Here is a 26248-nt window from a genome sequence, read left to right as displayed (position 1 = left end):
CTGCCGCGTGCTGTTCCTGGGCTACTACAATGGTGCATCTCTACTCCCTCAAGGAATGCATCATGACACAGCAACGACTCGATTTTACACAAGCTTCGCCGGACGCCGTCAAGGCCATGTACGCGCTGGAAGCAGCGATTGCCAGGCTGGGCGTGGAACACTCGCTGCTCGAGCTGATCCGCCTGCGCGCCTCGCAAATCAATGGCTGCGCCTTTTGCGTGGACATGCACACGAGCGACGCGCGCAAGGCGGGCGAAACGGAGCGCCGCCTGTATGCCGTGTCCGTCTGGCGCGAAACGCCGTTCTTCACGCCGCGCGAGCGGGCCGTGCTGGCCTGGACGGAAGCGCTGACCCTGCTGCCGCAAAGCCAGGCGCCCGATGACGTGTATGCGGCGCTGGCGGAACAATTGACGCCGGCGGAAATGGTCAACGTGACCCTGGCCATCGGCTCCATCAATACCTGGAACCGCCTGGCCGTGGGTTTCCGCAAGATGCCCGAATAAATCCTGTGTTCGTTCGCGAACAGACGCCTGGCTGATCCCTGCGTAGTCTGGCAAGACAACTTGTCAGCGAGGGAACGGCCATGGAAGTCAATATCAGCGAAACAATTGAAAAGACACCGGAACAGCTGGAAGAGGCGCGCCGCGAATTCATCGCGGAACTGTGGCGGCGCTTTGAAACCTTGCAGGAATGGGCCGTCAGCCATTGGCCCGACCAGGAACACCCGCTCAGTTCCGCCGACTTCGTCGAGGCGCGCAAGGAAATCTTGAGCTTGCGTTCGCCGGCCGGTTCCCTGAACCAGCCAATTACGCGCGATGGGGCTGAGCCGGAGCAGGGCGGGGCGCAGTATATTGACGTGACGCCCGCCCCCTGGCCTTGAGGAGCGCCTGAGAAAACGTCCATGACTGCGTTGCCGCGCCTGGCCGTACTAGCGTACTGCCTGCGGCACGGCGCCTTGTCCTGAACGTTTTTCAGGTGCTTCCGTCCTGAAAAATCCGCTGTACAAGTTACTGCTTGACCACTTCCGCTTTCTTGCCCTGCGCAAACACCCAGCACAGCAAACTCACCAGCAACCCCGCCATCACGCCATACGCCAGGTTCAGGGCGCTGTCGAACAGCAGTGGCGCCACCAGGCCCGAGACCAGCGCGAACAGCAGCATCTGGATGAACGACTGCATCGACGACGCCAGGCCGCTGTTGTTGGGGAAGTGGTTCAGGGCCATCAGGGTCATCGGCGGCATGGCGATCGACAGGGCGAACGAGTAGAAGAACAATGGCAGCACGGCCCACGGCACTTCGGCGGCAAAGAAGTAGTTGTAGCCGATGTTGACCAGCGCGGCGATGAGCATCAGGATGAAGCCGGTCCAGATCATCTGGCGCTGGCTGTAGCGGTGGGCGATTTTCGCCGACAGGGCCGAACCGAACACCATGCCGCTAATTAATGGAATGAACAGCCAGGCGAACGCCGTTTCCGGCAGGTGCAGGATGTTGATGATGAAGTAGGCGGCCGAACCGATGTACAGGGCGAAGCCGCCAAAGGCGGCGCCGATGGCCGTCGACAGCAGCAGGAACTGGCGGTGGCACAGCACTTTCCAGTAATTGATGGCGATGTCGCCCAGGTGGAAGGCGTGGCGCTGTTCCTTCGGCAGGCTTTCCGGCAGCGCGCGCCAGACGACGACGAACATCAGCACGCCAAAGGCCGTCAGGAACCAGAATATCCAGCGCCAGCCCAGGCCCACCTGCAGCCAGCCGCCCAGCACGGGGGCGATGGCCGGCGCCAGCGCGAACACCATCATGATGTGCGAGAGGATTTTCTGCGCGGCGGCACCCGAGTAGCGGTCTTGCACGATGGCGCGGCCGATGACGGAGCCGGCGCCCGCCGACAGGCCCTGCAGCACGCGCCAGGCCAGCAGCCAGCCCAGCGACGGCGCCAGTGCGGCACCCACGGAAGCGATCACATACAGCACCAGTGAGACGAGAATGACGGGACGGCGGCCGAACGAGTCGGACAGGGTGCCGTAAAACAGCATCATGAAGGCGAACGTGAACAGGAAAAAGCTCAGGGTTTGCTGCACCAGCAGGGGGCTGGCATTGAAATCATGCGCGATGGCGGGGAAAGACGGCAGATAGGTGTCAATTGCAAGCGGTCCGACCATCGCCAGGCCCGCCAAAATCCATGTTAATAATTTAGTCATGTTGAACAGTGTTTTTGTTAGTCCGTCATTTTACGCTAGTGACCGGAATCAGGTTTGGCGCCGGCCTTTTTGCCATCCATATGCGTTTTTCGCATATGGAATCTTGAAATTCTTCGTTTGCATCGCTTGTCACCACCGCTAAGCTGGGGCGACCCGGCCTGTTTGCCATTTTTCTGGAAGTGATACGCCATGCACAGCATTTATCCCGCGGCGCCCGCCGACGACACGGCCCAGTGGAACCTGGGGCCCGTGATTCAGGCCTTGCGCAGCTCGCGCGAAGACAAGCACAAGATCCGCCATAACGGCAGGGTGCGCGAACTGCCGTCGCGCGAAGCCCTTACCACCATCGTCAACGGCCTGTCGGCAGCCTTGTTTCCCACGCATTACGGGCGGCCCAACCTGACGGACGAAAGCATCGACTATTTTGTCGGCGACACCCTCAACACCACCCTGAACCGCCTCAGCGAACAGGTGCGGCGCGGCTTGCTCTTTTCCGTGCCGGCCGGCGATGAAGGCGATGGCGCCAGCGACGACGCGGCCCTGGCGCAGCAGGCGCGCGACATCACGCGCGCCTTTGCCGCCAGCCTGCCCGATATCCGCGCCCTGCTGGTGTCGGACGTGCAGGCCGCGTATGCGGGAGACCCGGCCGCCACCTCGGTGGCGGAGATCATGCTGTGCTATCCAGGCACCATCGCCATCCTGTACCACCGCCTCGCGCACCGCCTGCATGCGCTCGGCGCGCCCTTCCTGGCGCGCCTGATCGCCGACATCGCGCACACGTTGACGGGCATCGACATCCACCCGGGCGCCCACATCGGCGCCTCCTTCTTCATCGATCACGGCACGGGCGTCGTGATCGGCGAGACGGCCATCATCGGCCAGCGCGTGCGCCTGTACCAGGCCGTCACCCTGGGCGCCAAGCGCTTCCCCGCAGACGCTTCCGGCGCGCTGATCAAGGGCACGCCGCGCCACCCCATCGTCGAGGACGACGTGGTGATTTACGCGGGCGCGACCGTACTGGGGCGCATCACCATCGGCGCGGGATCGACCATCGGGGGGAATGTGTGGCTGACGCAGAGCGTGCCGCCAGAAAGCAATGTATCGCAGGCGCAGATGCGCAACGATTGAATAGTGGCCGAGAAAACGTCCATGGCGGCGTTGCGCCTTGCCCTGAACGTTTTTCGGGCACTCTTTGCGCCAGGAGAGGGTTCGTGGCTTTGTGATGACCTTACTTTACCGTCAGCGCTTCATAGCGCGCCACGGGCACGCCATCCTTCAGCAACAGCAATTCCTGGTCGGCGTAGCGGTAGCCATTGACTTCGCCCAGGGTGGTCAGCAGCAGGCGTTCCAGGTCCATGTCCTGCGGCTGGCACATCATCATGGTGCCGGCCAGCTGTCCAAAGTTCAGGGTGCTGACGCCATCGCTGGTGTAGCCGCCCATCATCTGGTTGCAGCCGCTGTTGCCGCTGGCGCGGCCTTCAGCCAGCAGCAGGGTCACTTCGCGCTGCTCGGGCGCCTTGCGCACCACTTGTTTGCCCTTCAATTCCTTCAGCTTCCACTGCGTGCCCGTCAGCTTGGGCGCCGGCTTGGCTGGCGAGGTGGCGCTTGGCGCGGCGGCGGCAGCGTCGCTGCGCACCGGTGTTTGCGCGCAGCCGGCGGTGATGGCGACGATGGCGGCGAGGGGAATCAGGCTGGCGAGTTTGAACATGGCGGTTCCTTCTTTAAATGAATGGCGCCAGCGTAGCAGATCGGCGCTGCGCCAGCGTGCACGGTTGACAAGCTCATTGGCAAGTTCACTGCTGCTTTTCCTGTTCCAGCCGGGAGTCGAGCACGGTGCGCGCCGCCGCCACATAGGCGCGGCAGGCTTGCGGGTCGACAAAGGCGTCGCTGCCGGCCGTGGCGCTCGCCTCCAGCCGCTCCCACAACTGTGCAGCCTCCGGATGCGCGGAAATGAGCACGTCGCAAGGCAGTTTTTCCAGGGTCTCGAAGCTGCGGCGCAAGTCCGCCACCGCGTTCGGATACTCGCTGCTGGCGCTGAACTTGAAGCCGGGACGCGAGACGGCGTTGAGGCTGTCCGCGTAGACCATGTTCAGGCAGCGGGGGCCGTCGCACGATTGCCACGTCCAGCTCAAGCCTCCGGGCGTGTGGCCAGGCGTGGCGTGCGCCGTCAGGTTGACGGGACCGACATTGAACTGGCCGCCGTCGCGCGCCAGGCGCATGTCCTTCACGGGCGGGTATTTGGGCAGCGCGTGGTATTGCGGGTCGTCCGGCCCCACTTCGCCCGACGCCAGGTCCAGCGCCGCCGACGGGCTGGCTGCCACCAGCGCATTGCTGCGCCGCTGCAGTTCGGCCAGGCCGCCCGCATGGTCGATATGGCCGTGCGAATTGAGGATCAGCTTGACGTCCTCGATGCGAAAACCCAGCGTGCCGATATTGGCGATGATCTTGGGCGCCGATTCCGGCAAGCCGCCGTCGATCAGCACGTGGCCCTGCGGCGACGTCACCAGCACGGAACTGAGGCCTTTTACGCCCACATAATAGGTATTGCCGAAGATGCGGAACGGCGCCTGGTCTGCATTCCAGGTGGCGCAGACTTCGCAGCCAGGCGTCGGCGGCGTGACTGGCGCCTGCGCCGATGCCAGGGAGCCATGGCCTGCCAGCAGCGCCAGTGCCAGCGCGCGCGTAAGAGTGGGGGGCATTGCGATCCTTATCCGTGGTGCCAGGGTGGCATATGCTGACATGGAACGGGGCTGGACGCAAACCCTAAGGGGCGGCGGACGGCGTACCGGCGGTATCCTGCTGGTAGACCAGTTCGATCAGGGTATCGTCCGCATAGCGGGTGTCGCCGATGGGCGACAGGAAGGAGCGGCCTTCCTTTTCCACCTTCAGGGCGATGCGGCGCTCGCCATCGAGCAGGGTGGCGCTGGCGAGAGGCACATCGCTGCGGGTGCCCAACTTGAGCTGCTCGGCGGAGCACCAGTCGGTGGTGCGCAGCAGGGTGCCGACCAGGGTGCGTACCCAGAACGGTATCTCTTTCTTGGCGATGGCAATCGTCACCTGGCATTGCAGGCGCAGGTCGCCCAGGCGGCGCATGCCGGCCGGCACGCCGTCGCTGTGAATGGACGGCTGCCAGCGGTAATTGCCCTTTTTCTTGTTGGTGACCAGGTCCGCATCCTCGCTGTCCGCTTGCGCGCTGCGCGGCAGCGTGAAACTGCCGTCGGCGGCCAGGGGCAGCGCAATCGAGGTTTCGTTGCCGGCGATGCGCAAGGCCAGGTCCTGCATGGCGTCCGCCGGCGCGCGGCTGCCCGTGACCAGTTTGAAGCGCACTTCGCGCGCCCCGGGCGCCAGCGCATGGTATTCATCGAAGGCATCGAGGCCGGCCGCCATCACGCGGTACGATTTCAATTCCGGATTGCGGATGCTGTTGATGTGGATGGACTGGCCGGTTTCCGCCGGCGCCGCGTCAGCCTGCGTGCCGGCGTGCGCAGCGAGGTGGCCGAGGGCCAGGATGGCGAGGATGGGAAGGGAAGGAAGGTGCACGTCGCCGCCTGTATGTCTTCAACATGGCAAGCTAACATGAATGACAAGACTTGTCACTGGCGCCGCCGCGCAAGCCTCAGATCGCGTGCGCGGCGTGTAGTTCGCCGAGGATGGCCTCTTTTAATTGCGCCTGCGCCGCTGGTGCGCGCAGGCGGGGCCGGGGCGCGGCCACGTCGTATTGGGCGCGTGGCGGTCCGGCGCGCGTGTCGAGCATGACGATGCGGTCGCTCAGGTACAGCGCTTCATCGATATCGTGCGTCACCAGCAGCACGCTCAGGCCATGGCGCGCGGCGACGGCGGCCAGCAAGTCTTGCAGCTTCATGCGCGTAAAAGCATCGACGGCGGAAAATGGTTCGTCCAGCAGCAGGATGCGGGGCTGGCCAAACAGGCCGCGGGCAATCGCCGCGCGTTGCGCCTGGCCGCCCGACAGCTGCTTGGGCAGGCTGTCCGCATGGCCCTGCAAGCCTACTTCCTCCAGCAATTGCGCGACCCTGGGATCGTCTTCGCCTTTGGGACCGAGGCCGAAGGCGATGTTTTGCGCCACTGTCAGCCAGGGAAACAGGCGCGGTTCCTGGAAGATCAGGCCGATGTCAGCATGCACTCCCGCCAGCAGCTTGCCGTCGAGGCGCACGGTGCCGCGAAAGTCCGTATCGAGACCGGCCACGATGGACAGCAGGCTGCTCTTGCCGCAGCCGCTGGCGCCGATCAGGCTGACGATCTCGCCCTGGCGCAGCTGCAATTGCAGGTTATGCAGCACGCGCCGCAGGCCATAGGCTTTGTCATGGATGGCAATGTCGAGCAGGGCAGTCATGCGTGGGGGCTTTCGTCAGGAAGTGGCATAGCTGTCGCGCCAGGCGAGCAAGCGGGTTTCCAGGCGCTGCATCAGGCTGTCGCTGGCCTTGCCCAGCACGGCCAGCAGCACGATGGCCGCGAGCACGATGTCGGCGCGGCTCGTTTCGCGCCCGTCGCTGAGCAGGTAGCCGAGGCCCTGGCTGGCGGCGATCAGTTCTGCCGCCACCATGAACATCCAGGCCAGGCTCAAACCGTTGCGCAAACCCGTGAAAATGGCCGGCAGCGCGGCCGGCAGCAGCACGCGCCGCGCCAGCGCGGGGGGGCTCAAACGGTATAAACGGGCCGCGTCGATCAGCTTGCGGTCCACGTCGCGGATGCCCGACGCCACGCCCATGTACACGGGGAAGAAGGCGCCGATGCCGATCAGGACCAGTTTAGGCGCTTCATCGATGCCTAGCCACAGCAGCAGCAAGGGCACCCAGGCCAGCGAGGGAATGGCGCGCAGGGCCTGGAACGTGGGGTCGAGCAGCGCCTCCGCCGTGCGGTTCAAGCCCACCGCCGCACCGAGCACGATGGCCAGCAGCGCGCCGCCCGCAAAGCCGGTGGCCACGCGCGCGGTGCTGGCCAGCACATGGCCGGCCAGGCCCTGGCGCGCCAGTTCGGCGATGGTGGCGCCGATGTCGCTGGGCGCCGGCAGCAGGTTGGCGGGGATGGTGCCCGTGCGCACGCCCAACTCCGCCGCCAGCAGCGCCAGTACGGGCAGCAGCAGGCCCAGCGCCGCGCGTGGCAAGGGCGGGCGAAAGAGTTTGGGCCGGACGCCCGTGTCGTGGGCCGGTGCCGGCGCGGTGAGCGTGTCTCTGGCCATGAGCGCCTACGCCTTGCTGATGAAGGGCGCGGCGAAGCGCGTGTCGACCAGGTCCGCGATGGCGCGGTTCACGTCGGCGCCGGGTTTGACCAGCGCTTCCTCGGCGAGGATGGGCGCGGCCACCAGCAGGGCCTTCACATGCTCGTTCGACGGCTGCGGATTGCTGAAGTCACTGCGCAGTTTCACCTGCAGCAGCGCCACCGGCAGGCTGACCTTGGCTTCTTCCGACAGGATTTTCGCCGCCTCTGCCGGATTTGCGCGTATCCAGGCGCGCGCCCGTTCGTAGGCTTGTATCACCTTGCCCACTTCGGCGGGGCGGCTGGCCAGGAAGTCCTCGCGCACGTTCAGGAAGCCGTAGGTGTTGAAGGCCACGTTGCGGTAGATCAGGCGCGACCCCGCTTCCAGTTCGCTGGCGGCCATGTGGGGATCGATCCCGGCCCAGGCATCGACCTTGCCCTGCTCCAGCGCCGCGCGGCCATCGGCATGCTGCAGGCTGACGTGTTCGATGTCGCCGCGCTTGAGGCCCGCCGTCTTCAATGCGCGCAGCAAGAACAGATACGGGTCGGTGCCCTTGGTGGCGGCCACCTTCTTGCCCTTCAAGTCGGCGAGACTGCGGATGGGGCTATCCTTGCGCACCACCAGCGCCGTCCATTCGGGACGCGAAAAAATATACGGCGCGCGGATAGGGTTGCCATTGGCGCGCGCCAGCAGGGCGGCCAGGCCCGCGCTCGAACCGATGTCGATGCTGTTGGCGTTCAGGTATTCGAGTGCGCGGTTGCTGCCCGCGCTGAGCACCCACTTGATGCTGGTGCCGTCCGGCTTGAACGCGTCTTCCAGCCAGCCGAAGCGGCGCAGCACCAGGCTGGTGGGCGAATAATAGGCGTAGTCGAGGCGCAGCTCCTTCAGGGGCGCTTGCGTGGCTGCGCGGGCGAGGCCGGGCAAGGCGGCGATGGTGGCGCCGCTGGCGGCCAGTTGCAAGATGGTTCTGCGTTTCATGGTGTCCTTGAGTGGGAAATCTGATGCGTCAGGCCGCTGCCAGGGCGGCGTCGGCGGGGGCGATGCTGACCTGGCGGCCCGCGTGATCGGCGGGCAGGCGCGGGCCCTGGCCGAAGACCTTGTGGCGCAAGCTGCCTTCCTCGTAATGGGTGCGGTAGCGGCCGCGCCGCTGCAGTTCCGGCACGATGTATTGCACCACGTCGGCCATGCTGTCGTGGGCCACGGCGAAGGCCAGATTGAAACCGTCGATGCCCGTTTCATCGAGCCAGCTTTCCAGCTGGTCTGCCACCTGGCGCGCGTCGCCGACCATGACTGGGCCGCGTCCGCCCAGGCCGATGTATTCGGCCGCTTCGCGCACCGTCCAGCGGCGGTCCGGGTCGGCTTGGCTGAACGAGGCCAGCGCCGAGCGGCCGGCCGGTGAATCGATGTACTCGATGGTGGCGTCAAGCGGGTAGCGGCTGAAATCGACGCCCGTCCAGCCGGACAGCAGCACGAGGGCCGCCTCGATATTCACGTGGCGCAGGTAATCGGCATGCTTGGCGCGCGCTTCTTCTTCCGTGGCGCCCGTGATGACCAGCGCTTGCGCGTAGATCAGCAATGCGTCGCCATCGCGCCCGCTTTGTCGCACGGCGGCGCGCAAGTCGTCCGCGTAACGCTTGACGACTGTCTTGCTGGGGCCACTGACAAAGGTAGCTTCCGCATGGCGCGCCGCGAAGCGCGTGCCGCGCGGCGAGGTGCCCGCCTGGTACAGCAGCGGCGTGCGCTGCGGCGACGGCTCGCACAAATGGATGCCGGGCACCTGGTAGTGGCGCCCGGCATGGTTGATCGGATGCACGCGGGCCGGATCTGCATAGATGCCGCGCGCCTTGTCGTTGACGACGGCGTCGTCGTCCCAGCTTTTTTCCCACAGTTTGTAGACGACGTCCAGGTATTCGTCGGCCAGGTCGTAGCGTTCGTCGTGGCCCAGCTGCTGGCTCAAGCCCAGGTTGCGCGCCGCGCTATCGAGATAGCCGGTGACGATATTCCAGCCGATGCGCCCTTTCGTCAGGTGATCGAGGGTGGAGATGCGGCGCGCGAACGTGTACGGGTGCTCGTAGGTGAGGGCGCAGGTGACGCCGAAACCCAGGTGCGTGGTGGCCTGCGCCATGATGGGCACGAGCGCCAGCGGGTCGTTCAGCGGCACCTGCACGCCGTGTTCCAGGGCCGCATCGAGGCTGCCCCGGTACACGTCATACACGCCCAGCACGTCGGCGAGGAAAACTGCGTCGAACAGGCCCGCTTCCAGCAGTTGCGCCAGTTCCGTCCAGTGTTCGGGATCGGTATAGCGGTGGCTGCGGTCGCGCGCATGCGTCCACAGGCCCGGCGACTGGTGGCCGACGGTATTCATCTGGAAGGCGTTGAAGCGTATCGACTTGGCCATGGCTTATTTGGCCGCCGTCTGCAAGGCTTGCTGGTAATCGGGTTTCGAGTAGCCGGCAAAGTGCTTGTTCGTGATGTCGAGGAATTCGCGTGAGCGGTAGGCGGCCGCCAGGTCTTTCGCGAACTGCTTGTCCTTGTCCGCCGTGCGGATGGCCACCAGGTTGATGTAGTTGGGCGAGATTTTCTCGGCCACCAGCGCATCCGTCAGCTTCAGCCCGGACGCCAGCGCGTAATTGCCGTTGATGAAGGAGTAATCGGTGTCGCCCAGCGAGCGTGGCAGTTGCGCCGCTTCCAGCGGCAGCAGCTTGATTTTCTTGGTGTTGACGGCGATATCCTTTTCCGACGCGCGCACGGGGTCGAAGCTGGCGCGCAGCTTGATCCACCCCAGCTGGTCGAGCAGCACCAGCGCGCGCGCCTGGTTGGTCGGATCGTTCGGCAAGCCCACCGTCGTGCCCTCCTTCACGTCGTCCAGGGTCTTGTGCTTCTTGCTGTAGATGGCGATCGGCGCCGTGGGGATCGTGATCAGGTCCGTCAGGGCCAGCTTGTGCTCCAGCGCGAATTTCTTCAGGTAGACGATGTGCTGGAAGACGTTGGCGTCCAGCGAACCTTCGGCCAGTGCGAAGTTCGGCTGGATGTAGTCGTTGAATTCCACCAGCTTGACCTTGTAGCCCTGCTTTTCCAGGATGGGCTTGATGCCCAGCTTGATCTGGTCCGCGTACGGCCCGGCGCTGGTGCCGATGGTGATGTCCTTCGGGTCCTTGGCGTGGGCGAAGGTGGCCGTCAAGGCCAGGGTCAGGGCGCTGAGGAGGATGCTGCGGCGGGCGATGGTCATGGAGGCTCCTTGGTGGGTGAATCAGGAATACGCGGTTGGTTCGGGCACCGTGCCGGTCAAGGCAAAGCGTCCCAGGTCGCGCAGCTTGTAGTCGATGGGGTCGTGCAGGGTATGCACGCGCACGTTGCGCCAGTAGCGGTCGAAGCCGTATTGGGCCGAAGTGGAGCGGGCGCCCGTCAGTTCGAACATCTGGCTGCTGATCTCCAGTCCCGCCTGGTGCGCCAGGCACTTGGCTTCGGCCACGGCGACGGCCAGCAAGCCCCGTTCGCGCGCCGTTACCAGCGCGCCCTTGCGGAATACTTTTTCCAGTTCCTGCGCCGCCGCGTCGGCCAGCACTTGCGCGGGGCGCAGCAAGAGCCACAGCTGGCCATAGCGGTGCTGTACCAGAGGGTCGTCCGTTGCCTTGGCCACGCCCGAGGCAAACCAGGCTTTCGCCTGTTCGTCCGTGTAGCGGCGCGCAGCCTCGAATGCGCCTTCGGCGATGCCAAGGTACAGGTTGGCCATGATCAGCTGGGCGATCTGCGAGCGCACGGTGGCTTGCGGCGTGGCGGCCTGCGCGGGCGCCTGCAGCACCAGCTCGCGCGGCAGGGCCACCGCCTGGAAATGCACATTGCCGCTGTCCGTCTGGCGTTGGCCGAAGGCGTCCCAATCCGCCTGCACGGTCACGCCATCCTGGCGCGTGGGCAGGGCGGCGATCAGCGCCGTCTGTGTGGGCGCGTGCCAGGCCGAGACGGTCAGCCAGTCGGAACCGACCGAACCGGAAGAAAAGCTCTTGATGCCGTCGAGGGTGAAACCGTCGTCGCTGTCGGCCGCGGTGACCCGTTTGTCGAGGGGATTCAAGGCATTGCCCCAGAACAGGCGCTCGTCGACGGTCAAGGTGAGCAGGCGGCGCTGCTGCTGCGCGCTGCCATACAGCTGCAGGCCGGCCAGCTGCAAATGGTGGAAGCCGAAGACATGCGCCAGCGCGCTGTCGGCCCGCGCCAGGATGCGGATTACCTGGTACACGAGGGGCCAGGACGCGCCTTGGCCGCCGAATTCCACGGGAATCGACAAGGTCAGCAGACCCGACTCGCGCAGCCATTCGCGTTCCTGCGCCGCGTGCCCGCCGGCCTGGTCGCGGGCATTGGCCGTTTCGGCCAGGCGCGCGGCCAGCTTTGTTGCGATGCGGATGGCGTCCTGCAGGGGTTCCGGCACAGGCGGCTGGGGACGGGCGGCATGGAGAAAAACGCTAGACATGGGTGACATTCCAGAAAGACGATGACGCCGATATTGCACCGCCAGGCGTGCGCCGTACACGAAGAAAACCGCGCATGCATATGCGAAAAAAGCCGCGCGGAAGCCGGCGCATCCGCTTGCGGGGCGTCAGGCCCGGATAGTCGAAAAACGCATATCGAAGCGCGAAAGCATTCGTTTTGCCGGACTGCTGATGGCGATAGGCTGCAAGCATCCGAGCAACTCCAATCCGACAACCTACAGGGACGGGCATCACATGAGCATCTTGTTATTGGGCGGTAGCCCGCAACTCCCCTCGAGTTCCAGCCGCCTGCTGCTGCATATCGGCGAACAGCTGGCGCTGCAGGGCCACAGCTACGCCAAGCTGCATGTGCGCGACCTGCCGGCGCGCGCCTTGCTGCTGGCCGACTACGACGATGAGGCGATTGCCCGCGCCGTGCGCGCCGTGGCCGACGCCGACGCCATCGTGATCGCCACGCCCATCTACAAGGCTTCATATACAGGGTTGCTGAAAGCCTTCCTCGACCTGCTGCCGCAAGATGGCCTGGCCGGCAAGCTGGTGCTGCCGCTGGCCACGGGCGGCGGCCATGCCCACACCCTGGCGCTCGACTACGCGCTGCGCCCCGTGCTGCATGCGCTGGGCGCCAAGCAAGTCTTCACCAGCATCTACGCGAATGCGCAGCAACTGGCGTGGCACGAAGAACGGGGCCTGAGCCTGGATGCGCCGATTGCCGAACGCGTGCAGGCGGGCATCGAGGAACTCTCCACCGGCCTGTTCGTGCTGCAGGGGCAGCGCCCGCCCGCGCCCGCCGATATTTCTGTCCCCGTGCGTTCGCTGCAAGACCAGCCTTACGCGCCGCAGTATCAAGCCGCCTGATTATTCACCGACCAAGGAACTGCCATGACACACCGCCACGCACAACGACTTTCGCGCCGCACCACCCTGGGTTTGCTGTTTTCTGCCGTCGCCGGCGTGATGGCGGCCGGCATGCCGGTCGCGGCGCAGGCGCAAGCCAAGGGGGAAGTGCAAGCCAAGGGCGAGGTGCGCATCGGCTACCAGAAATACGGCACATTGACCTTGCTCAAGGGGCGCGGCAACCTGGAAAAACGCCTGGCCGAGCAGGGCGTGGGCGTGAAGTGGACGGAGTTCCCGGCCGGTCCCGTGCTGCTGGAAGGCCTGAACGTGGGCAGCATCGACTTCGGCACGGTGGGCGAGGCGCCGCCGATCTTTGCCCAGGCGGCCGGCGCCAACCTGGTGTACGTCGGTAATGAGCCGGCGTCGCCCGCCAGCGAAGCCATCGTCGTGCCCAAGGGTTCCGGCTTGCGTACCCTGGCTGACTTGAAGGGCAAGAAAATCGCCCTGAACAAGGGCTCGAACGTGCATTACCTGTTATTGAAGGCGCTGGAAAAGGCCGGCGTCGCCTACGCCGACATTCAGCCCGTATTCCTGCCGCCGGCCGATGCGCGCGCCGCCTTCGAGCGGGGCAGCGTGGATGCCTGGGCCATCTGGGATCCGTTCCTGGCGGCCGCCGAAAAGCAGCTGGGCGCCCGCGTGCTGGCCGATGGCAAGGGCTTGGTGGCGAATTACCAGTTCTATCTCGCCTCGCGCACGTATGCCGAGAAAAACCCGGAAATCCTGCGCATCGTGCTCGATGAAGTGGCCAAGGTCGATGACTGGGGCCGCAACAACCCGGACGAAGTGGCGACGATTCTCGCCGCGCAGACGGGCTTGGGCAAGGATGTCGTGGCGCTTGCCGCCTCGCGCTATGCGTATGGCGTCAAACCCGTGTCGGTCGACGTCATCGCGTCGCAGCAAAGGGTGGCCGATGCGTTTTCCAGTCTGAAGCTGATCCCGAAACCGATCGTCGTCAAGGACGCGCTGCTGCCGGCGCGCCAGCTGGCCACCAGCACCAAATAATCAAGGAATACACACCATGTCATTGAATGTCTTCTGGTTCATCCCTACCCACGGCGACAGCCGCTACCTGGGCACGTCGCAGGGCGCGCGTCCCGTCGATGCCGATTATCTGCGCCAGGTGGCCGTGGCCGCCGACACGCTCGGCTACGACGGCGTGCTGCTGCCCACGGGCCGCTCCTGCGAAGATGCCTGGGTGGTGGCGTCGTCGCTGATCAGCGTGACGCAAAAGCTCAAATTTTTAGTGGCCGTGCGGCCCGGCCTGTCCACGCCCGGCCTGGCCGTGCGCATGGCGTCCACCTTTGACCGCCTGTCGAACGGGCGCCTGCTGATCAACGTCGTCACGGGCGGCGACCAGGGCGAGCTGGAAGCGGACGGCCTGTTTGCCGACCACGCCAAGCGCTATGAAATCTCCGATGAATTCATCAAGGTGTGGCGCGCCACCCTGGCGGGCGAGGGCGGCGCGGCCGGCTATGATTTCGAGGGCAAGCATATCCAGGTGAAGGGCGCGAAAACCTTGTATCCGCCCGTGCAGAAACCGTATCCGCCGCTGTACTTCGGCGGCTCGTCGGAGCCCGCGCATGAACTGGCGGCCGAGCAGATGGACGTGTACCTGACGTGGGGCGAGCCGCCCGCCGCGGTTGCCGAGAAAATCGCGGACATCCGCGCGCGCGCCGCGAAAAAAGGCCGCACGGTGCGCTTCGGCATCCGCCTGCACGTGATCGTGCGCGAAACCAACGAGGCGGCCTGGCGCGCGGCCGATGAACTGATCAGCCACCTGGACGACGACATCATCGCCAAGGCGCAGGCGGCGTTCGGCAAGATGGATTCCGTGGGCCAGCAACGGATGGCGGCCCTGCATGGCGGGCGGCGCGACAAGCTCGAAGTGTCGCCCAACCTGTGGGCCGGCGTGGGCCTGGTGCGCGGCGGCGCGGGCACGGCCCTCGTGGGCGATGGCCCGACCGTGGTGGCGCGCATGCAGGAATACGCGGACCTGGGCATCGACACCTTCATTTTCTCCGGCTACCCGCACCTGGAAGAGTCGTACCGCTTCGCCGAACTGGTATTCCCGTTGCTGGGCAAGGGCAAGGCCGTGGGTGAGCAGTCACTGACGGGGCCCTTCGGCGAAGTCATGGCCAGCAATATCGTGCCGGCCGCGCCGCAGAAAAAGGCGGCCTGAGATGGGCGCCGGCCCCACTTTCACCACCAAGCGTCTGCCCGGCACGCCATGGCGCAATGCGCTGGCGCCGTGGGCCTTGCCCGTGGCGCTGCTGCTGGCCTGGCAGCTGGCGGCGCAGTGGGGCTGGCTGTCGAGCCGCATCCTGCCCGAGCCGTGGGCCGTGGCGAAAGCCTTCTGGCACCTGGCCGCGTCGGGCGAATTGTGGCTGCACCTGAAAACGAGCTTGTGGCGCGCCACGGTCGGTTTCACCGTCGGCGCGGGACTGGGCCTGCTGCTGGGACTCTTGACGGGCAGTTTCCGCCACGCGGAAACCCTGCTCGACACGACCCTGCAAATGGTGCGCAACATCCCGGCCCTGGCCCTGATCCCGCTGGTGATCCTGTGGTTCGGCATCGACGAGACGGCGAAACTGTTCCTGCTGGCCGTCGGCGTCTTCTTTCCCGTCTACCTGAACACCTTCCACGGCATCCGCTCGGCGGACCAGGGGCTGATCGAAATGGCGAAAAGCTATGGCCTGTCGGGCTGGCCCCTGTACCGCGACGTGATCCTGCCGGCCGCCATGCCCTCCATTCTGGTGGGCGTGCGCTTCTCGCTGGGTCTCGTGTGGGTGCTGCTGATCGTCGCCGAGACCATCTCGGCGCAGGCCGGCATCGGCTACATGACCATGAATGCGCGCGAATTCCTGCAAACGGACGTGGTGCTGGTGGGGATTTTGCTGTACGCCTTGCTGGGCAAGCTGGCCGATTTGTTCTCGCGGGGGCTGGAACGCCATTGCCTGCGCTGGAATCCCGCCTACCGATAATGATTGAAGAGGACACCATGCTGCTCGCCCCCATCCAGATCGAAACGGACTTCTTGTCCTATTTCGTGCAATACGATCCCGCCGGCGCGCCGCCGCAGGCGAAGACGGCGCCCGCCGTTCCCTTGCAGCGCCGCGGCGTGCCGCTGGCCTTGACGAAGCTGAGCAAGTCCTACACCAGCCGCCCCGTGCTGAAAGACGTCGACCTGCAGCTGGAGGCGGGCGAGTTCGTCGCCATCGTGGGGCGCAGCGGCTGCGGCAAGAGCACCTTGCTGCGCTCGATCGCGGGCCTGGAAAGCATCGACGGCGGCAAGATCGCCATCGGCAGCGGCGTGGGCGCGCCCGATATCCGCATCATGTTCCAGGAATCGCGGCTGCTGCCGTGGAAGACGGTGCTCGACAACGTGGCCCTGGGCTTGCCCCGTTCCGTCGGCGCGGCGGCCGCCTCGTTGTGGACGGTGGGCCTGGCCGAGCGGGCGGACGATTGGCCGTCAGCGCTGTCGGGCGGGCAGAAACAGCGCGTGGCGCTGGCGCGCGCGCTCGTGCACGAGCCGCAACTGCTGCTGCTCGACGAACCCCTGGGCGCGCTCGACGCCCTGACGCGCATCGAGATGCAGCAGCTGATCGAGTCCCTGTGGCTGGCGCGCGGTTTCACGGCCGTGCTGGTGACGCATGATGTGGCCGAAGCCGTGGCCCTGGCCGACCGGGTGCTGCTGATCGAGGATGGACAGGTCACCATGGACGTGCCGGTGGACTTGCCGCGCCCGCGCCAGCGCGGCCATGCGGCCTTCGCCGCGCTGGAGCAGGCTATCTTGTCGCGCGTGCTGCAACCGCAGGGTCAGATAACTGCGCCAGCACGATGAATCCGTCAGCATCGACCGTCGCCACGATGGCTTCATAATTGTCGATGGCCGGGTGGCGCGTGGCCAGCGGATGCGCATGCGTGGCGGTGACGACGATGACCTTTGCGCCAGCCGCTTCGCCCGCCTCGATGCCGACGGAGGCATCCTCGAACACCAGGCAATCGGAGGGCGCCACGCCCAGTTTTTCCGCCGCCAGCAAATAGCAATCGGGCCGGGGTTTGCCCGCCTTGACGTCTTCCGCCGTCACCATGATGGCGGGTATCGGCATGCCGGCCGCCTTCAGGCGGGCCGTGGCCAGCGCGCGCGGCGCCGAGGTGACGATGGCCCATTGCGCGGGCGGCAGCGATTGCAAAAAGCGCAGCGCGCCCGCGATTTCAATAATTCCTTCCACATCGATGATTTCGGCATCCGTGATGCCCTGCGATTCGCGCTGCGCGTCGACGCCGGGCAAGCGCAGTTTGGCGATGGTGTCGACCGAGCGCGCGCCGTGGATGGTGGGCAGGAAGGCTGCCACGTCGAGGCCCTGACGCTGCGCCCAGGTGCCCCAGATGCGTTCGGCGGCGGCGATGGAATTGATGACGGTGCCGTCCATGTCAAAAAGAAAAGCCAGGTAGCGGCCGGCGGCCGATGGTGTCGGGGATGAAGACGGCGAGGGCAGTGCGGACATGGCTTCCTTCCGGATGATGGGCTGGAAGCCATTGTAACGGCAGTCGATTTTTATTTCACAGGTAGACCGATTCAAACCGGGCCACGGGCGCGCCATCCTTGAGCAGGATCAGGTACTCGCCTTCGAAACGGTAGCCCGTCACGCTGTTCAAGTTGGCCAGCACGGCGCTTTCCAGCTGCATCAGGGGCGGCGGGCAGGCCATGCGCGTGCCGGCCAGCTGCGTGAAGCGCAGGGCCGTGCCGGCCAGCGTGTAGCCGCCCATAACCTGGTTGCAGCCCGTGAAACCATGGACCTTGCCATCGTCGGTGAGGGTGATGCGCACTTCGCGTTCCTGCTGCGGCGCCATCGTCACCGGGGCGCCATCGAGTTCCGTCAGCTTCCAGTAGGTATTCGTCAGGCTGTAGCTGGGCGTCAGGCCGGTGTCCGGCTTGGCGCTGTCGGGCGTGGCGGCGCAGCCGCCGGCCATGGCGATGGCTGCGGCGAGGGACAGGTATGTGAGGCGATGCAGCATGGGGCGCTCCAGTATCAAGGTGTATAGCCGCAAGATTAGCAGTTTTCCCGTATCTGCTGGCGTACCGCAGCGGCGAATGTTTCCATTTTGCCAGTACTGGCATTACACTCATGCTTTCTGCTGTTTCAACCTTGATCGGGAGCCGGGCCGATGCTGCAAGCGCAAGCGCTGGATAATCGACTGGTCGCCACCAGTGCCGACGACGTGCTGGTCGACCGCATCGTGCCCGGCGCGCCGCTGGTGATCGCCTTTGGCTTTGTCTCGTGGACAACGCGTCCCGCCTTCGATTTTTACGGGCGCCTGCGCAAGCTGGAACAGGCCAGCGGCCAGCACCTGAACAAGATCCTCGTGCGCGATTCGGGCAACGCCTGGTACCACCGGCGCATCGCTGGGCTGGGCAATCACGTGGATGAAACGGCGCAAGCCCTGCGCGAGCTGGTGCGCCGCATCGCGCCCGGCCAGGTCAGCACCGTCGGCCAGTCCATGGGCGCGTACGCAGCCGTCATGTATGGCTTGCTGCTCGAGGCGCAGCAGATCGTCGCCTTCGGACCCTTGTCTTTTCTTGACGTGCAGCAGGCGCGCCTGTACCACGAGCTGCGCTGGCTGCCCGTGATGGAGTCGCTGGCGCAAGACCCGCCGCCGTCTGGCTACTACGACCTGGCGGCCCTGTGCCGCGCCAGGGCGACGGACGATACGCAGCTGCACCTGGTGTTCGGCACGCGGCCTGACGTGGCCCGGCCCGACGTCGCCAATGCGGGCGCCAGTGCCAGCGAATCGGTGAACCTCGACGCCATGCACGCGCAGCGCCTGGCCGCATTCGGCCGTTGCACCCTGCACCCGTATCCCCAGTCGGGCCATGCGGTGGTGCAGCACCTGATCGACACGAAGCGCATCAACGGTTTGCTGGCCAGCTGCATACTCGGTCTCACGCTGGAAGAAGAACCCATGCCGGAGATCGGCGCTGCCTGGCATGACTGGGTGGCGGAAAACCTGCGTTTGGGCTGCGCCGGCGAGCAGCTGGTGGCGGTGCTGCAGCAGCATGGCTTTTCGCTGGCCAGCAGCATGGCCGCCGTGGATGCGGCCCGCGTCAAGGCCCTATGACGCCGCAGTTCGAACTCGACACCCTGAAAATCCGCATCGCCGCGCCTGAACTGGCGGCGCTCGACTTGCGCGTGCGGGTGCAGCGCGCGCTGCGCCAGTTGATACTCGACGGCGTACTGGCGCCCGGCCTGCGCCTGCCGGCCACGCGCGCGCTGGCGCAGTCGCTGGGCGTGTCGCGCGAGACGGTGGAAATGGCGTATGCGCAGCTGCGCCTCGATGGTTATGTGCGGCGGCAGGCGGGATCGGGAAGTTTTGTCTCGCCGACGATAGGCGCGAGCTTGCTGGGCAAGCCTGCGACTGCGTTGCCGCCCTTGTCCGCGCAGCCGGTGGCCCTCAGCGCGCGCGGCGCGCAGATTCTCGCCAGCGGCGGCGTGGCCGACCAGCAGAGCGTGAAGGCCTTCGCCACGGGCTTGCCGGAAACGCGGGCCTTTCCGCTCGACGTGTGGGAGCGCTTGCGGCGCCAGGCCGCCGGCGAACACCAGGCCGGCGTGCTGCTGCACGGCGACCCGCAAGGCGCGGAACCGCTGCGCCAGGCCATCGCCGACTATGTGAACCTGGAGCGGGGCGCGCGGGCCACGGCGGACCAGGTGCTGGTGCTGAGCAGCACGCGCCAGGCCCTGTACCTGTGCGGGCAAGTGCTGGCCGACGCGCACGGCCCCATCCTGATGGAAGACCCCGGCTATTTCGGCGCGCGCAAGGCGTTCGAGATGGCGCAATTGCAGGTCGTTCCAGTACCCGTCGATGCGCATGGCTTGTCCATCGAGCACCTGCGCGCGGACCGCAGCGGGGCCAACACGGTGTACGTCACGCCCTCGCATCAATACCCGACGGGCGCCACCCTGGCGCTTGAGCGCCGCCTGGCCCTGACTGCCTGGGCCGCCGAGCGCCAGGGCTGGATCGTCGAGGACGATTACGACAGCCAGTTTCATTACGCGGGCTTGCCGACAGCTTGCGTGCAGGGGCTCGACACGCAGCAGCGCACGATTTACCTGGGCACCTTTGCCAAGTCGCTGTATCCGGGGCTGCGCCTCGGCTACATGGTGCTGCCGCCCGCGCTGGTGAAACCGATGACGTATGCGCGCAGCATCCTCGATGGCCACACGCCGCAGCTGGACCAGCTGACGCTGGCCCGTTTCATCGCCGATGGCCATTTCGCGGCCCATGTGCGCGCCATGCGCAAGGTCTACGCCGTGCGCCGCGATGCGATGGCGCAGGCCGTGCAGCGGCATTTGCCGCACGTGGTCGCGGCGCAGCTGCCGCCGGGCGGCTTGCAGATGCCGTGTCTGCTGCACGGGGGCAGGGACGAGCTGGAAACGATACGCCTGGCGGCGCAGGCGGGCATCGTGCTGCCGGGCCTGAGCCGGCTGTACGCGAGGCCGCCGGCGCGGGGCGGCTGGCTGCTGGGCTTTGCCGCGCTCACGCCGCACGAGATCGACAGCGGCATCGTCCGCCTGGCCCGCGCGCTGGGGTGAACGCTCAAGTGGTCTGTTATGTATGCGAAAAGTGGCCTGCCTGAGCAGTCCATGCGGCCGTTAAGATGCCCCTTTTGAACCTCAGGCAAGGGCACACGCATGCAGACCAGTTCCACATCATCGGCGTCGATCGACAACACGACACGGGCGCGCTGGCGCGACCTGGCGTCCCCCACCATGGCGGCCTTCATCTCCGTCCTCGTCAACTATGGCGGCACCTTCGTGCTGGTATTCCAGGCGGCCCAGCTGGCCCAGCTGAGCGCAGCGCAGACGGCGTCCTGGGTCTGGTCGCTGAGCATCGGCGTGGGCGTGACGGGCATCTGGCTCAGCTACCGCTACCGCGCACCCATCATCACGGCCTGGTCCACGCCCGGCGTGGCCTTCCTGGCCACCGTCATGCCGCATACGCCATATGCCGAGGTGATCGGCGCCTATATCGTGTCTGCCATCGCCTTCATCTTGCTGGGCATGTCCGGCGCCTTCGAGCGCCTGGTGCGCCTGATACCGGGCGGCATCGCCGCCGGCTTGCTGGCCGGAATCCTGCTGCAATTCGGCGTGAACGCCTTCGGCGGCGCCAGCGCCGATCCGCTGCTGGTGGCGGTATTGCTGCTGTCGTACGCCGTGCTGCGCCGTTTCACGGCGCGCTTTGCCGTGGTCGGCATCATGCTGACCGGCCTGGCCCTGCTGCTGGCGCAGGGGCGCATCGATACGCAAGGCATCGCACTGGCCCTGGCCGCGCCCGTGTTCGAGATGCCGCGCTTTTCCGTGGCGTCGCTGCTGGGCGTGGCGCTGCCCCTGTTCCTGATCACCCTGACGGGGCAATACATGCCCGGCATGCTGGTGTTGCGCAATGACGGTTACCAGGTCAGCGCCAATCCCATTTTGACGGTGACGGGACTCGGTTCGCTGCTCATGGCGCCATTCGGCGCGCACGCCTTCAACGTGGCCGCCATCACGGCCGCCATCTGCACGGGCAAGGATGCGCATGCGGACCCGTCGAAGCGCTATGTCGCGGGCCTGGCGTGCGGCGTGCTGTACATCCTGGTGGGCATCTTCGGCGTCACCCTGGCCAGCCTGTTCATGGTCTTGCCGCGCCCCTTCATCACGGCGCTGGCGGGCCTGGCCTTGCTGGGCGCCATCGGCAACAGCCTGGCGCAGGCGATGGCGGACGTGCGCATGCGCGAAACGGCGCTGATCACCTTCCTGGCCACGGCCGCGAACGTGACCCTGCTGGGCGTGGGCGGTGCCCTGTGGGGACTGGCGGCCGGGCTGGCGGCGCATGGGCTGATGCATGGCTGGCGCAAGGCGGCATGACGGCGGCATTGCCGGACAGCTTGCCCATGTTGCCGGCAGCCGCATACAATTGCTGCGCCCGTGCCCGTTGGCACTATCGAACGATTGAACGATTGAACGATGCCCGAGATCACTTCCCTGGCGCAGTATCTGCTGGCGATCACGCCCGCCTTCCTCGTCTGCGCCGCCTTGCTGCTGGCCGTTCCCCGGACGGTGCCGCTGCTGCGCGTGCTCGTGCACATGCTGTTTTTCGTGCTGGCGCGCGACGCGATGACGGCGCATGGCTATTGGCAAGTGGCGGCGGGCGGCTTGCGTTTCACGGCGCCGCCGCCGGTCTTGCTGGCGCTGGGGGCCATGTCGCTGGCCCTGGTGGCGAGTACTTGCTGGCTGGAAAGCGAGGCGCGCCGCCAGATCCGCTGGCTGGGCACGCGGCCGGCCCTGTCCGTGCTGCTGGGCGTGGCGGGCGCGTGCGTGATCATCGCCCTGGCGACGGGCTTGAAAGCCCTGTCCGGCTTGCCGTCCCTGGCGCCCGTTGCGCCATCCGCGCTGCCCTTGCTGCTGGGCTTTGCGCTGGCGGCCAACTGTTATGAGGAATTGCTGTTTCGCGGCTTGCTGCAGCAGCAATTGCGCGCCTGGCTGCCGGCCTGGCGCGCGGCGCTGGTGTCGGGCCTGCTGTTTGGCCTGTGCCACGCCTTTCTCGCCACCACCGTCACGCAGGTGGGCGCGCCCATCCTCGTGTTCACCGTGATCGAAGGCGTGGTGGCGGGGCTGGTATATTGCCGTGCCGGCTTGCTGGGCGCATCCCTCGCGCATGGGCTGGCGATTTTTTCGCTGGCCGCCGGCTGGGTGTGAAACCTGTTGTTTAATGTTAAAGAAACGAGAAGACAATGCCTATAAGCTCTTACCTGAATACCCTTCCCGTGCTGGGCGAGCGCGTCTACCTGCATGACACGGCGCAAGTGATTGGCGACGTGCAGATCGGCGACGACTGTTCCATCTGGTGCAACAGCGTGCTGCGCGGCGACGTCAACCGCATCGTCATCGGCGAAGGCAGCAATATCCAGGACTTTTCCATGGGCCACGTGTCGCACAGGAATGCGGCCAAGCCCGACGGTTCACCGTTGACCATCGGCAAGTACGTCACCATCGGCCATTCCGTGATCTTGCACGGCTGCACCATCGGCGACGAGTGCCTGATCGGCATGGGCAGCATCGTCATGGATGACGTGGTGGTGGAAAAACACGTGATGCTGGGCGCGGGCAGCCTGGTGTCGCCGGGCAAGGTGCTGGAAAGCGGCCACCTGTACGTGGGCCGTCCCGCCGCCAAGGTGCGCGCGCTGACCGAGGCCGAGATCGCCTACTTGCGCTATTCGGCCGAGCACTACGTGCGCGTGAAGAACAATTACCTGGCGGGCGGCGAGCCGGGCTGATGCGTCAGGCTGGCGCCGTGGCCAGCGCATTGATGCGCGCCGCCATGGCGCGCGCGTCAGGCACGCCGAGTACCAGGCGCGCCCACTTTTCGCCCTGCAATTCGATGACCAGCGGCTGCGTGCCGCGCGTCATGAAGACAAACTGGCGGTCGCCCCCCTTGTGGTAGGTGCCCGCCGAAATGACGCCAGGCAGGTTGGTGCCCGGGGCGCGCAAGCCCAGGGCCGTGCCGCGAAAGCCGTCATCGTCGGTGGCGCCCCGCACATGCTGCAGGGGAATACGCAGGTTGCCGTGAAAGGAGGCCAGCTTCTCCCACAGGGCCAGGCTGATGGTCAGTGCATCGTCGTTCAATTCGAGGACAGGCATGGTGTCTCCTTTGGTGGTTGATCCAGATGGCTTAACAGGCGTTCGCCCAGCAGGCGGGCCGTCCCGGCGCCCGTGTCCTGCACGGCGGCGCGGCACAGCGCCGTGATGGCGGCGTCGGAGGGCGCCAGTTCCTTCAAGGCGATGATCAGCAAGTCGACCGCTTCTTCCCGCGCCGGCCAGCCAGGCTGCAGCGCCTGCGCCAGCACGCGCTCGAATAGATGGCGCTTGGAGCCGAATGCCTTGTACAGGCTGCCGCGCAGCAAACCGGTCGCCTTGACCAGGTCATCGATCGATGCGGCGTTGTAGCCCAGGCTGCCAAAGACGGCGGCAGCCTGGCTGATGACGGTCGTTTCGTCGAAGTTGCGCGGTCTGGCCATGGTACGTAAGCAATGCGTGCGGCGGGGCGGGATGTCCCGTATTTGCTTACACTATAGGCATTGGTGAACGATTGGTCAATAACTATCGGCGGGCAACCGTTGGCGCAATTCCGGCCGCGGCGCCAGGTCATGCGGCAGGCGCAGGCCGGAGACGAGGCCCAGGCGCCGCAACAGCAGCAGCATCCACCAGCCCGGGTCCCATTCGCCCGGCAGCAGGCCCAGCCTGGCTGAACCCGGATACGCGTGATGGTTGTTGTGCCAGCATTCGCCCATGGTCAGCAGCGACGTCAGGCGGATATTCCGACCTTGCACGGCGGCGCCGTCGACATGAAAGTGCATTTGCCCATGGTTGTGGGCGAAGTAGCCGATCAGCCAGTGGCCCAGCACACCGGCGCTGACCCGCGCGCAGACGCCCCAGCAGACGTAGCCCCAGCCGCCCCAGGCATAGAACAGCATGGCCCACGGCAATTGCTGCAGCATCCAGGTTTTTTCCAGGAAACGATAAAAACGGTCGTGCGCGATGCGCGGCTCGATGGCGATGTGGGGCGGGCGGTCGAGGTCCAGGCGGCAGTGGAGTTGCCACCAGGCATCGCGCCAGAAGCCGGCGCCGTGGCGCAGATAGGGGTGGCAATCGGGCAGGCGCTGGGCATAGTCGCGCAGCTCGTGCTGGCGCAGCAGGCCCAGCGGGCCGCTGAGGCCCACCAGCACGCCCAGGTACACGAGTACATATTCCAGCCATTGCGGGCATGCGAAGCTGTCGTGGATCAGTTTGCGGTGGCTGCCCAGCGAGTGGCCGAACAGCAGGACGATGGCCGTGCTGACGATAAACAGCGCCACGCCCGTCCAGCTGAAGAAGAGCAGGGCGCCAGTCACGGCGCCGGCCAGCATGGCCGTCAGCCACAGCGATGGCAACGGCGCGCAGCGCACCACGCCGTCCAGCACTTCGCCAGCGTGGCTGGCGCGGACGCGGTGACTGTCCAGGCTGGCCGTTGGCATCAGCCCTTGGGGGCCGACGACGGTTGCGTGTACTTGTCGAAGTTGGTGATGTAATCGTTGAAGTTGTCGGTCAGCATGCGCTTGTACTGTTCCGTGAAGAAGGCCACGGCGCCTTCCTTCTCTGCCTGCATCTTGGCCACGTCGTTGCTCTTGCTGGCGACGAGGAAGGCGTTGAAGCGGGCGGCCGCGTACAGCAGCGAGGTGGCCACTTCATTGCCGCCGCTGTGCATGCATTGCTCATTGGCCAGGGCGATGACCTGGTCGGCGCGTTCCCAGAATTCCGGGCCCGGTGCTGGTTTTGTCGTTGGTGTGCTCATAGAAATCCCTCATGAAAGTGCGCGCCAGTCTACACAGGGGGCCGCAGGCTGTCCAGCCGCACGGCTGCCAGTCAGGGCGTTTGCAGGATCCGTTCGAGCAGCACGGCCAGCGGCTGGCGGATATCGAGCACGATGCCGGCCTCGTCCGCCTGCAGCGGTTGCAGGGTGGCCAGCTGGCTGTCGAGCAGGCTGGCGGGCATGAAGTGGCCCGGGCGCTGCAAGCGGCTTTCCAGCACGGCGCGCGGGCCGTCCAGGTGGACAAAGCGCAGGGCCGGGTCGCCTGCGCGCAGCACGTCGCGGTAGGCGCGCTTCAGGGCCGAGCAAGAGACGACGAGGCCGCTGCCTTGCGCGCGCGCCGCAGCGATGCGTTCGCGCAGGGCGGCCAGCCAGCCGGCCCGGTCGGCATCGTCGAGCGGGATGCCGGCCGCCATCTTGGCCACGTTTTGCGGGGAATGCACGTCGTCGCCTTCCACGTAGGGCACGTGCAGGGCCTCGGCCAGCAGACTGCCGACGGCGCTCTTGCCGCAGCCGGACACGCCCATCACGACCCAGCGCACGGCTGGCACGTCCAGGTGCAAGGTCAAGGCGCCGAGACGATGACGGTGACGCGGCGGTTTTCCGCCTTGCCCGTCTTGCTGGCGTTCGAGGCGACCGGTTTGCTCATGCCCAGGCCCTTGACGGTGATGTTGTCGCGCGGAATGCCCGATGCGCTCATGGCGTCGGCCACCACGTTGGCGCGCGCCAGCGACAGCTTGTTGTTGTACGCTTCCGTGCCTTCGTTATCCGTATGGCCTTCCACGCGCATGTGGGTAATGCCCACTTTCAGCAGGGCGGCGCTGATTTTCTGGATGGCGTTGCGGCTCGGTGCCGTCAGCTTGGCGGCGTCGAATTCGAACAGCAGCTTGTCCGTAAAGCTCAGTTCCCAGCCTTCGTCGGTCTGGTTGAAGCCTTGCTCCTTCAAGGTGGCGACTTGCTCGGCGTTGAACAGCGGTTTGATTTCTGGCGTGCTCTGGCAGGCGGCCAGCAGGCCCAGCATGAACAGACCGAGGACGCCGCGGCGTAATTGTTTGTAGAGAAATTGCATGGTGTTG

Annotated in this window: 31 protein-coding genes; 13 read left to right on the top strand and 18 right to left on the bottom strand. The window is 66.0% G+C overall.

Annotated features, from left to right (window positions below; genetic code table 11):
• The first annotated feature begins 62 nt into the window (after positions 1 to 62).
• Both O3300_RS13785 and O3300_RS13780 read left to right on the top strand, forming a co-directional pair.
• Positions 63 to 503: a carboxymuconolactone decarboxylase family protein gene (locus tag O3300_RS13785; protein WP_035817618.1), complete on the top strand. Its 441-nt coding sequence runs from the start codon at positions 63 to 65 to the stop codon at positions 501 to 503.
• A gap of 80 nt (positions 504 to 583) precedes the next feature.
• Positions 584 to 880, top strand: a complete 297-nt coding sequence (locus tag O3300_RS13780) for a hypothetical protein (protein WP_305053262.1) — start codon at positions 584 to 586, stop codon at positions 878 to 880.
• A 127-nt stretch (positions 881 to 1007) separates the two neighbouring features.
• Here the strand turns inward: O3300_RS13780 and O3300_RS13775 are convergent, their stop codons facing one another.
• On the bottom strand, positions 1008 to 2195 hold the full coding sequence (locus O3300_RS13775) for a multidrug effflux MFS transporter (RefSeq protein WP_099664575.1): 1188 nt from the start codon (positions 2193 to 2195) through the stop codon (positions 1008 to 1010).
• Between the two features lie 189 nt (positions 2196 to 2384).
• On the opposite strand from O3300_RS13775, the gene epsC reads away from it, so the two are divergent.
• Positions 2385 to 3323, top strand: coding sequence for a serine O-acetyltransferase EpsC (epsC, locus tag O3300_RS13770; RefSeq protein ID WP_077402556.1), 939 nt, complete (start codon positions 2385 to 2387; stop codon positions 3321 to 3323).
• A gap of 100 nt (positions 3324 to 3423) precedes the next feature.
• On the opposite strand, the gene O3300_RS13765 is transcribed toward epsC, so the two are convergent.
• From O3300_RS13765 to O3300_RS13725, 9 genes are all read right to left on the bottom strand, one after another.
• Complete coding sequence (locus O3300_RS13765; protein ID WP_305053261.1) at positions 3424 to 3903, bottom strand: META domain-containing protein; 480 nt, start codon at positions 3901 to 3903, stop codon at positions 3424 to 3426.
• A gap of 85 nt (positions 3904 to 3988) precedes the next feature.
• The gene (bla, locus tag O3300_RS13760; RefSeq protein WP_305053260.1) at positions 3989 to 4894 is read right to left on the bottom strand and encodes a subclass B3 metallo-beta-lactamase; all 906 of its coding nucleotides are present in this window, start codon (positions 4892 to 4894) and stop codon (positions 3989 to 3991) included.
• Positions 4895 to 4958: 64 nt separating this feature from the next.
• Positions 4959 to 5735 carry a hypothetical protein gene (locus tag O3300_RS13755; protein ID WP_305053259.1) on the bottom strand — a complete coding sequence of 259 codons (777 nt, stop codon included), beginning with the start codon at positions 5733 to 5735 and terminating at the stop codon, positions 4959 to 4961.
• Between the two features lie 76 nt (positions 5736 to 5811).
• The gene (locus O3300_RS13750; RefSeq protein WP_305053258.1) at positions 5812 to 6546 is read right to left on the bottom strand and encodes an ABC transporter ATP-binding protein; all 735 of its coding nucleotides are present in this window, start codon (positions 6544 to 6546) and stop codon (positions 5812 to 5814) included.
• A 15-nt stretch (positions 6547 to 6561) separates the two neighbouring features.
• Entirely contained in the window at positions 6562 to 7392 is an 831-nt protein-coding gene (locus O3300_RS13745; protein ID WP_305053257.1) for an ABC transporter permease, read from the bottom strand.
• A 6-nt stretch (positions 7393 to 7398) separates the two neighbouring features.
• Positions 7399 to 8388, bottom strand: coding sequence for an aliphatic sulfonate ABC transporter substrate-binding protein (locus O3300_RS13740; RefSeq protein WP_305053256.1), 990 nt, complete (start codon positions 8386 to 8388; stop codon positions 7399 to 7401).
• 28 nt (positions 8389 to 8416) lie between these two features.
• On the bottom strand, positions 8417 to 9808 hold the full coding sequence (locus tag O3300_RS13735) for an LLM class flavin-dependent oxidoreductase (RefSeq protein ID WP_251351162.1): 1392 nt from the start codon (positions 9806 to 9808) through the stop codon (positions 8417 to 8419).
• 3 nt (positions 9809 to 9811) lie between these two features.
• Positions 9812 to 10639 carry a MetQ/NlpA family ABC transporter substrate-binding protein gene (locus tag O3300_RS13730; RefSeq protein ID WP_289911636.1) on the bottom strand — a complete coding sequence of 276 codons (828 nt, stop codon included), beginning with the start codon at positions 10637 to 10639 and terminating at the stop codon, positions 9812 to 9814.
• 21 nt (positions 10640 to 10660) lie between these two features.
• Positions 10661 to 11875, bottom strand: a complete 1215-nt coding sequence (locus O3300_RS13725; protein WP_305053255.1) for an acyl-CoA dehydrogenase family protein — start codon at positions 11873 to 11875, stop codon at positions 10661 to 10663.
• Between the two features lie 253 nt (positions 11876 to 12128).
• Between O3300_RS13725 and ssuE the strand changes: the two genes are divergently transcribed.
• From ssuE to O3300_RS13700, 5 genes are read left to right on the top strand one after another with little or no spacing between them, the layout of a single operon-like run.
• On the top strand, positions 12129 to 12749 hold the full coding sequence (gene ssuE / locus O3300_RS13720; protein ID WP_305053254.1) for an NADPH-dependent FMN reductase: 621 nt from the start codon (positions 12129 to 12131) through the stop codon (positions 12747 to 12749).
• A 24-nt stretch (positions 12750 to 12773) separates the two neighbouring features.
• Positions 12774 to 13790 carry a sulfonate ABC transporter substrate-binding protein gene (locus tag O3300_RS13715; RefSeq protein ID WP_305053253.1) on the top strand — a complete coding sequence of 339 codons (1017 nt, stop codon included), beginning with the start codon at positions 12774 to 12776 and terminating at the stop codon, positions 13788 to 13790.
• A 16-nt stretch (positions 13791 to 13806) separates the two neighbouring features.
• A complete protein-coding gene (ssuD, locus tag O3300_RS13710) occupies positions 13807 to 14967 on the top strand; it encodes an FMNH2-dependent alkanesulfonate monooxygenase (protein ID WP_071078015.1) in 1161 nt (386 codons plus the stop codon).
• Between the two features lies 1 nt (position 14968).
• Entirely contained in the window at positions 14969 to 15769 is an 801-nt protein-coding gene (ssuC, locus tag O3300_RS13705) for an aliphatic sulfonate ABC transporter permease SsuC (RefSeq protein ID WP_305053252.1), read from the top strand.
• 17 nt (positions 15770 to 15786) lie between these two features.
• Positions 15787 to 16629: an ATP-binding cassette domain-containing protein gene (locus O3300_RS13700; protein WP_305053251.1), complete on the top strand. Its 843-nt coding sequence runs from the start codon at positions 15787 to 15789 to the stop codon at positions 16627 to 16629.
• On the opposite strand, the gene O3300_RS13695 is transcribed toward O3300_RS13700, so the two are convergent.
• Both O3300_RS13695 and O3300_RS13690 read right to left on the bottom strand, forming a co-directional pair.
• Positions 16574 to 17296, bottom strand: a complete 723-nt coding sequence (locus O3300_RS13695; protein ID WP_305053250.1) for an HAD-IA family hydrolase — start codon at positions 17294 to 17296, stop codon at positions 16574 to 16576. The genes O3300_RS13700 and O3300_RS13695 overlap by 56 nt on opposite strands.
• 55 nt (positions 17297 to 17351) lie before the next feature.
• On the bottom strand, positions 17352 to 17807 hold the full coding sequence (locus tag O3300_RS13690) for an META domain-containing protein (protein WP_305053249.1): 456 nt from the start codon (positions 17805 to 17807) through the stop codon (positions 17352 to 17354).
• A gap of 150 nt (positions 17808 to 17957) precedes the next feature.
• Here O3300_RS13690 and O3300_RS13685 point away from each other — a divergent pair, with 150 nt between their 5' ends.
• From O3300_RS13685 to O3300_RS13665, 5 genes are all read left to right on the top strand, one after another.
• The gene (locus tag O3300_RS13685; protein ID WP_305053248.1) at positions 17958 to 18908 is read left to right on the top strand and encodes a hypothetical protein; all 951 of its coding nucleotides are present in this window, start codon (positions 17958 to 17960) and stop codon (positions 18906 to 18908) included.
• Positions 18905 to 20380 carry a PLP-dependent aminotransferase family protein gene (locus O3300_RS13680; protein ID WP_305053247.1) on the top strand — a complete coding sequence of 492 codons (1476 nt, stop codon included), beginning with the start codon at positions 18905 to 18907 and terminating at the stop codon, positions 20378 to 20380. Before O3300_RS13685 ends, O3300_RS13680 begins: the two co-directional genes overlap by 4 nt.
• A gap of 177 nt (positions 20381 to 20557) precedes the next feature.
• Positions 20558 to 21694, top strand: coding sequence for a benzoate/H(+) symporter BenE family transporter (locus tag O3300_RS13675; RefSeq protein ID WP_251351275.1), 1137 nt, complete (start codon positions 20558 to 20560; stop codon positions 21692 to 21694).
• 99 nt (positions 21695 to 21793) lie between these two features.
• The gene (locus O3300_RS13670) at positions 21794 to 22525 is read left to right on the top strand and encodes a CPBP family intramembrane glutamic endopeptidase (protein ID WP_305053246.1); all 732 of its coding nucleotides are present in this window, start codon (positions 21794 to 21796) and stop codon (positions 22523 to 22525) included.
• Positions 22526 to 22560: 35 nt separating this feature from the next.
• Entirely contained in the window at positions 22561 to 23103 is a 543-nt protein-coding gene (locus tag O3300_RS13665; protein WP_305053245.1) for a gamma carbonic anhydrase family protein, read from the top strand.
• Between the two features lie 4 nt (positions 23104 to 23107).
• Here O3300_RS13665 and O3300_RS13660 read toward each other — a convergent pair whose 3' ends face one another.
• The 6 genes from O3300_RS13660 to O3300_RS13635 form a co-directional block, all read right to left on the bottom strand.
• A complete protein-coding gene (locus O3300_RS13660; protein WP_251351174.1) occupies positions 23108 to 23467 on the bottom strand; it encodes a hypothetical protein in 360 nt (119 codons plus the stop codon).
• Entirely contained in the window at positions 23449 to 23844 is a 396-nt protein-coding gene (locus O3300_RS13655) for a helix-turn-helix domain-containing protein (RefSeq protein WP_289911621.1), read from the bottom strand. The genes O3300_RS13660 and O3300_RS13655 overlap by 19 nt, the downstream gene beginning before the upstream one ends.
• Positions 23845 to 23919: 75 nt before the next feature.
• On the bottom strand, positions 23920 to 24840 hold the full coding sequence (locus O3300_RS13650; RefSeq protein ID WP_305053244.1) for a fatty acid desaturase: 921 nt from the start codon (positions 24838 to 24840) through the stop codon (positions 23920 to 23922).
• The gene (locus O3300_RS13645; protein ID WP_092712778.1) at positions 24840 to 25157 is read right to left on the bottom strand and encodes a DUF3144 domain-containing protein; all 318 of its coding nucleotides are present in this window, start codon (positions 25155 to 25157) and stop codon (positions 24840 to 24842) included. The genes O3300_RS13650 and O3300_RS13645 overlap by 1 nt, the downstream gene beginning before the upstream one ends.
• A 71-nt stretch (positions 25158 to 25228) precedes the next feature.
• Positions 25229 to 25699 (bottom strand): gluconokinase, encoded by a 471-nt coding sequence (locus O3300_RS13640; RefSeq protein WP_305053589.1) that lies wholly within the window; start codon positions 25697 to 25699, stop codon positions 25229 to 25231.
• Between the two features lie 38 nt (positions 25700 to 25737).
• Positions 25738 to 26241 (bottom strand): OmpA family protein, encoded by a 504-nt coding sequence (locus O3300_RS13635; RefSeq protein ID WP_099664550.1) that lies wholly within the window; start codon positions 26239 to 26241, stop codon positions 25738 to 25740.
• Positions 26242 to 26248 lie beyond the last annotated feature (7 nt).

It is taken from the genome of Janthinobacterium sp. SUN206 (genome assembly GCF_030587305.1).
Taxonomy (GTDB): Bacteria; Pseudomonadota; Gammaproteobacteria; order Burkholderiales; family Burkholderiaceae_D; genus Janthinobacterium; species Janthinobacterium kumbetense.
The sequence above is the reverse complement of the archived record's forward strand: the minus strand, read 5'-3'. Positions and strand labels throughout refer to the sequence as shown.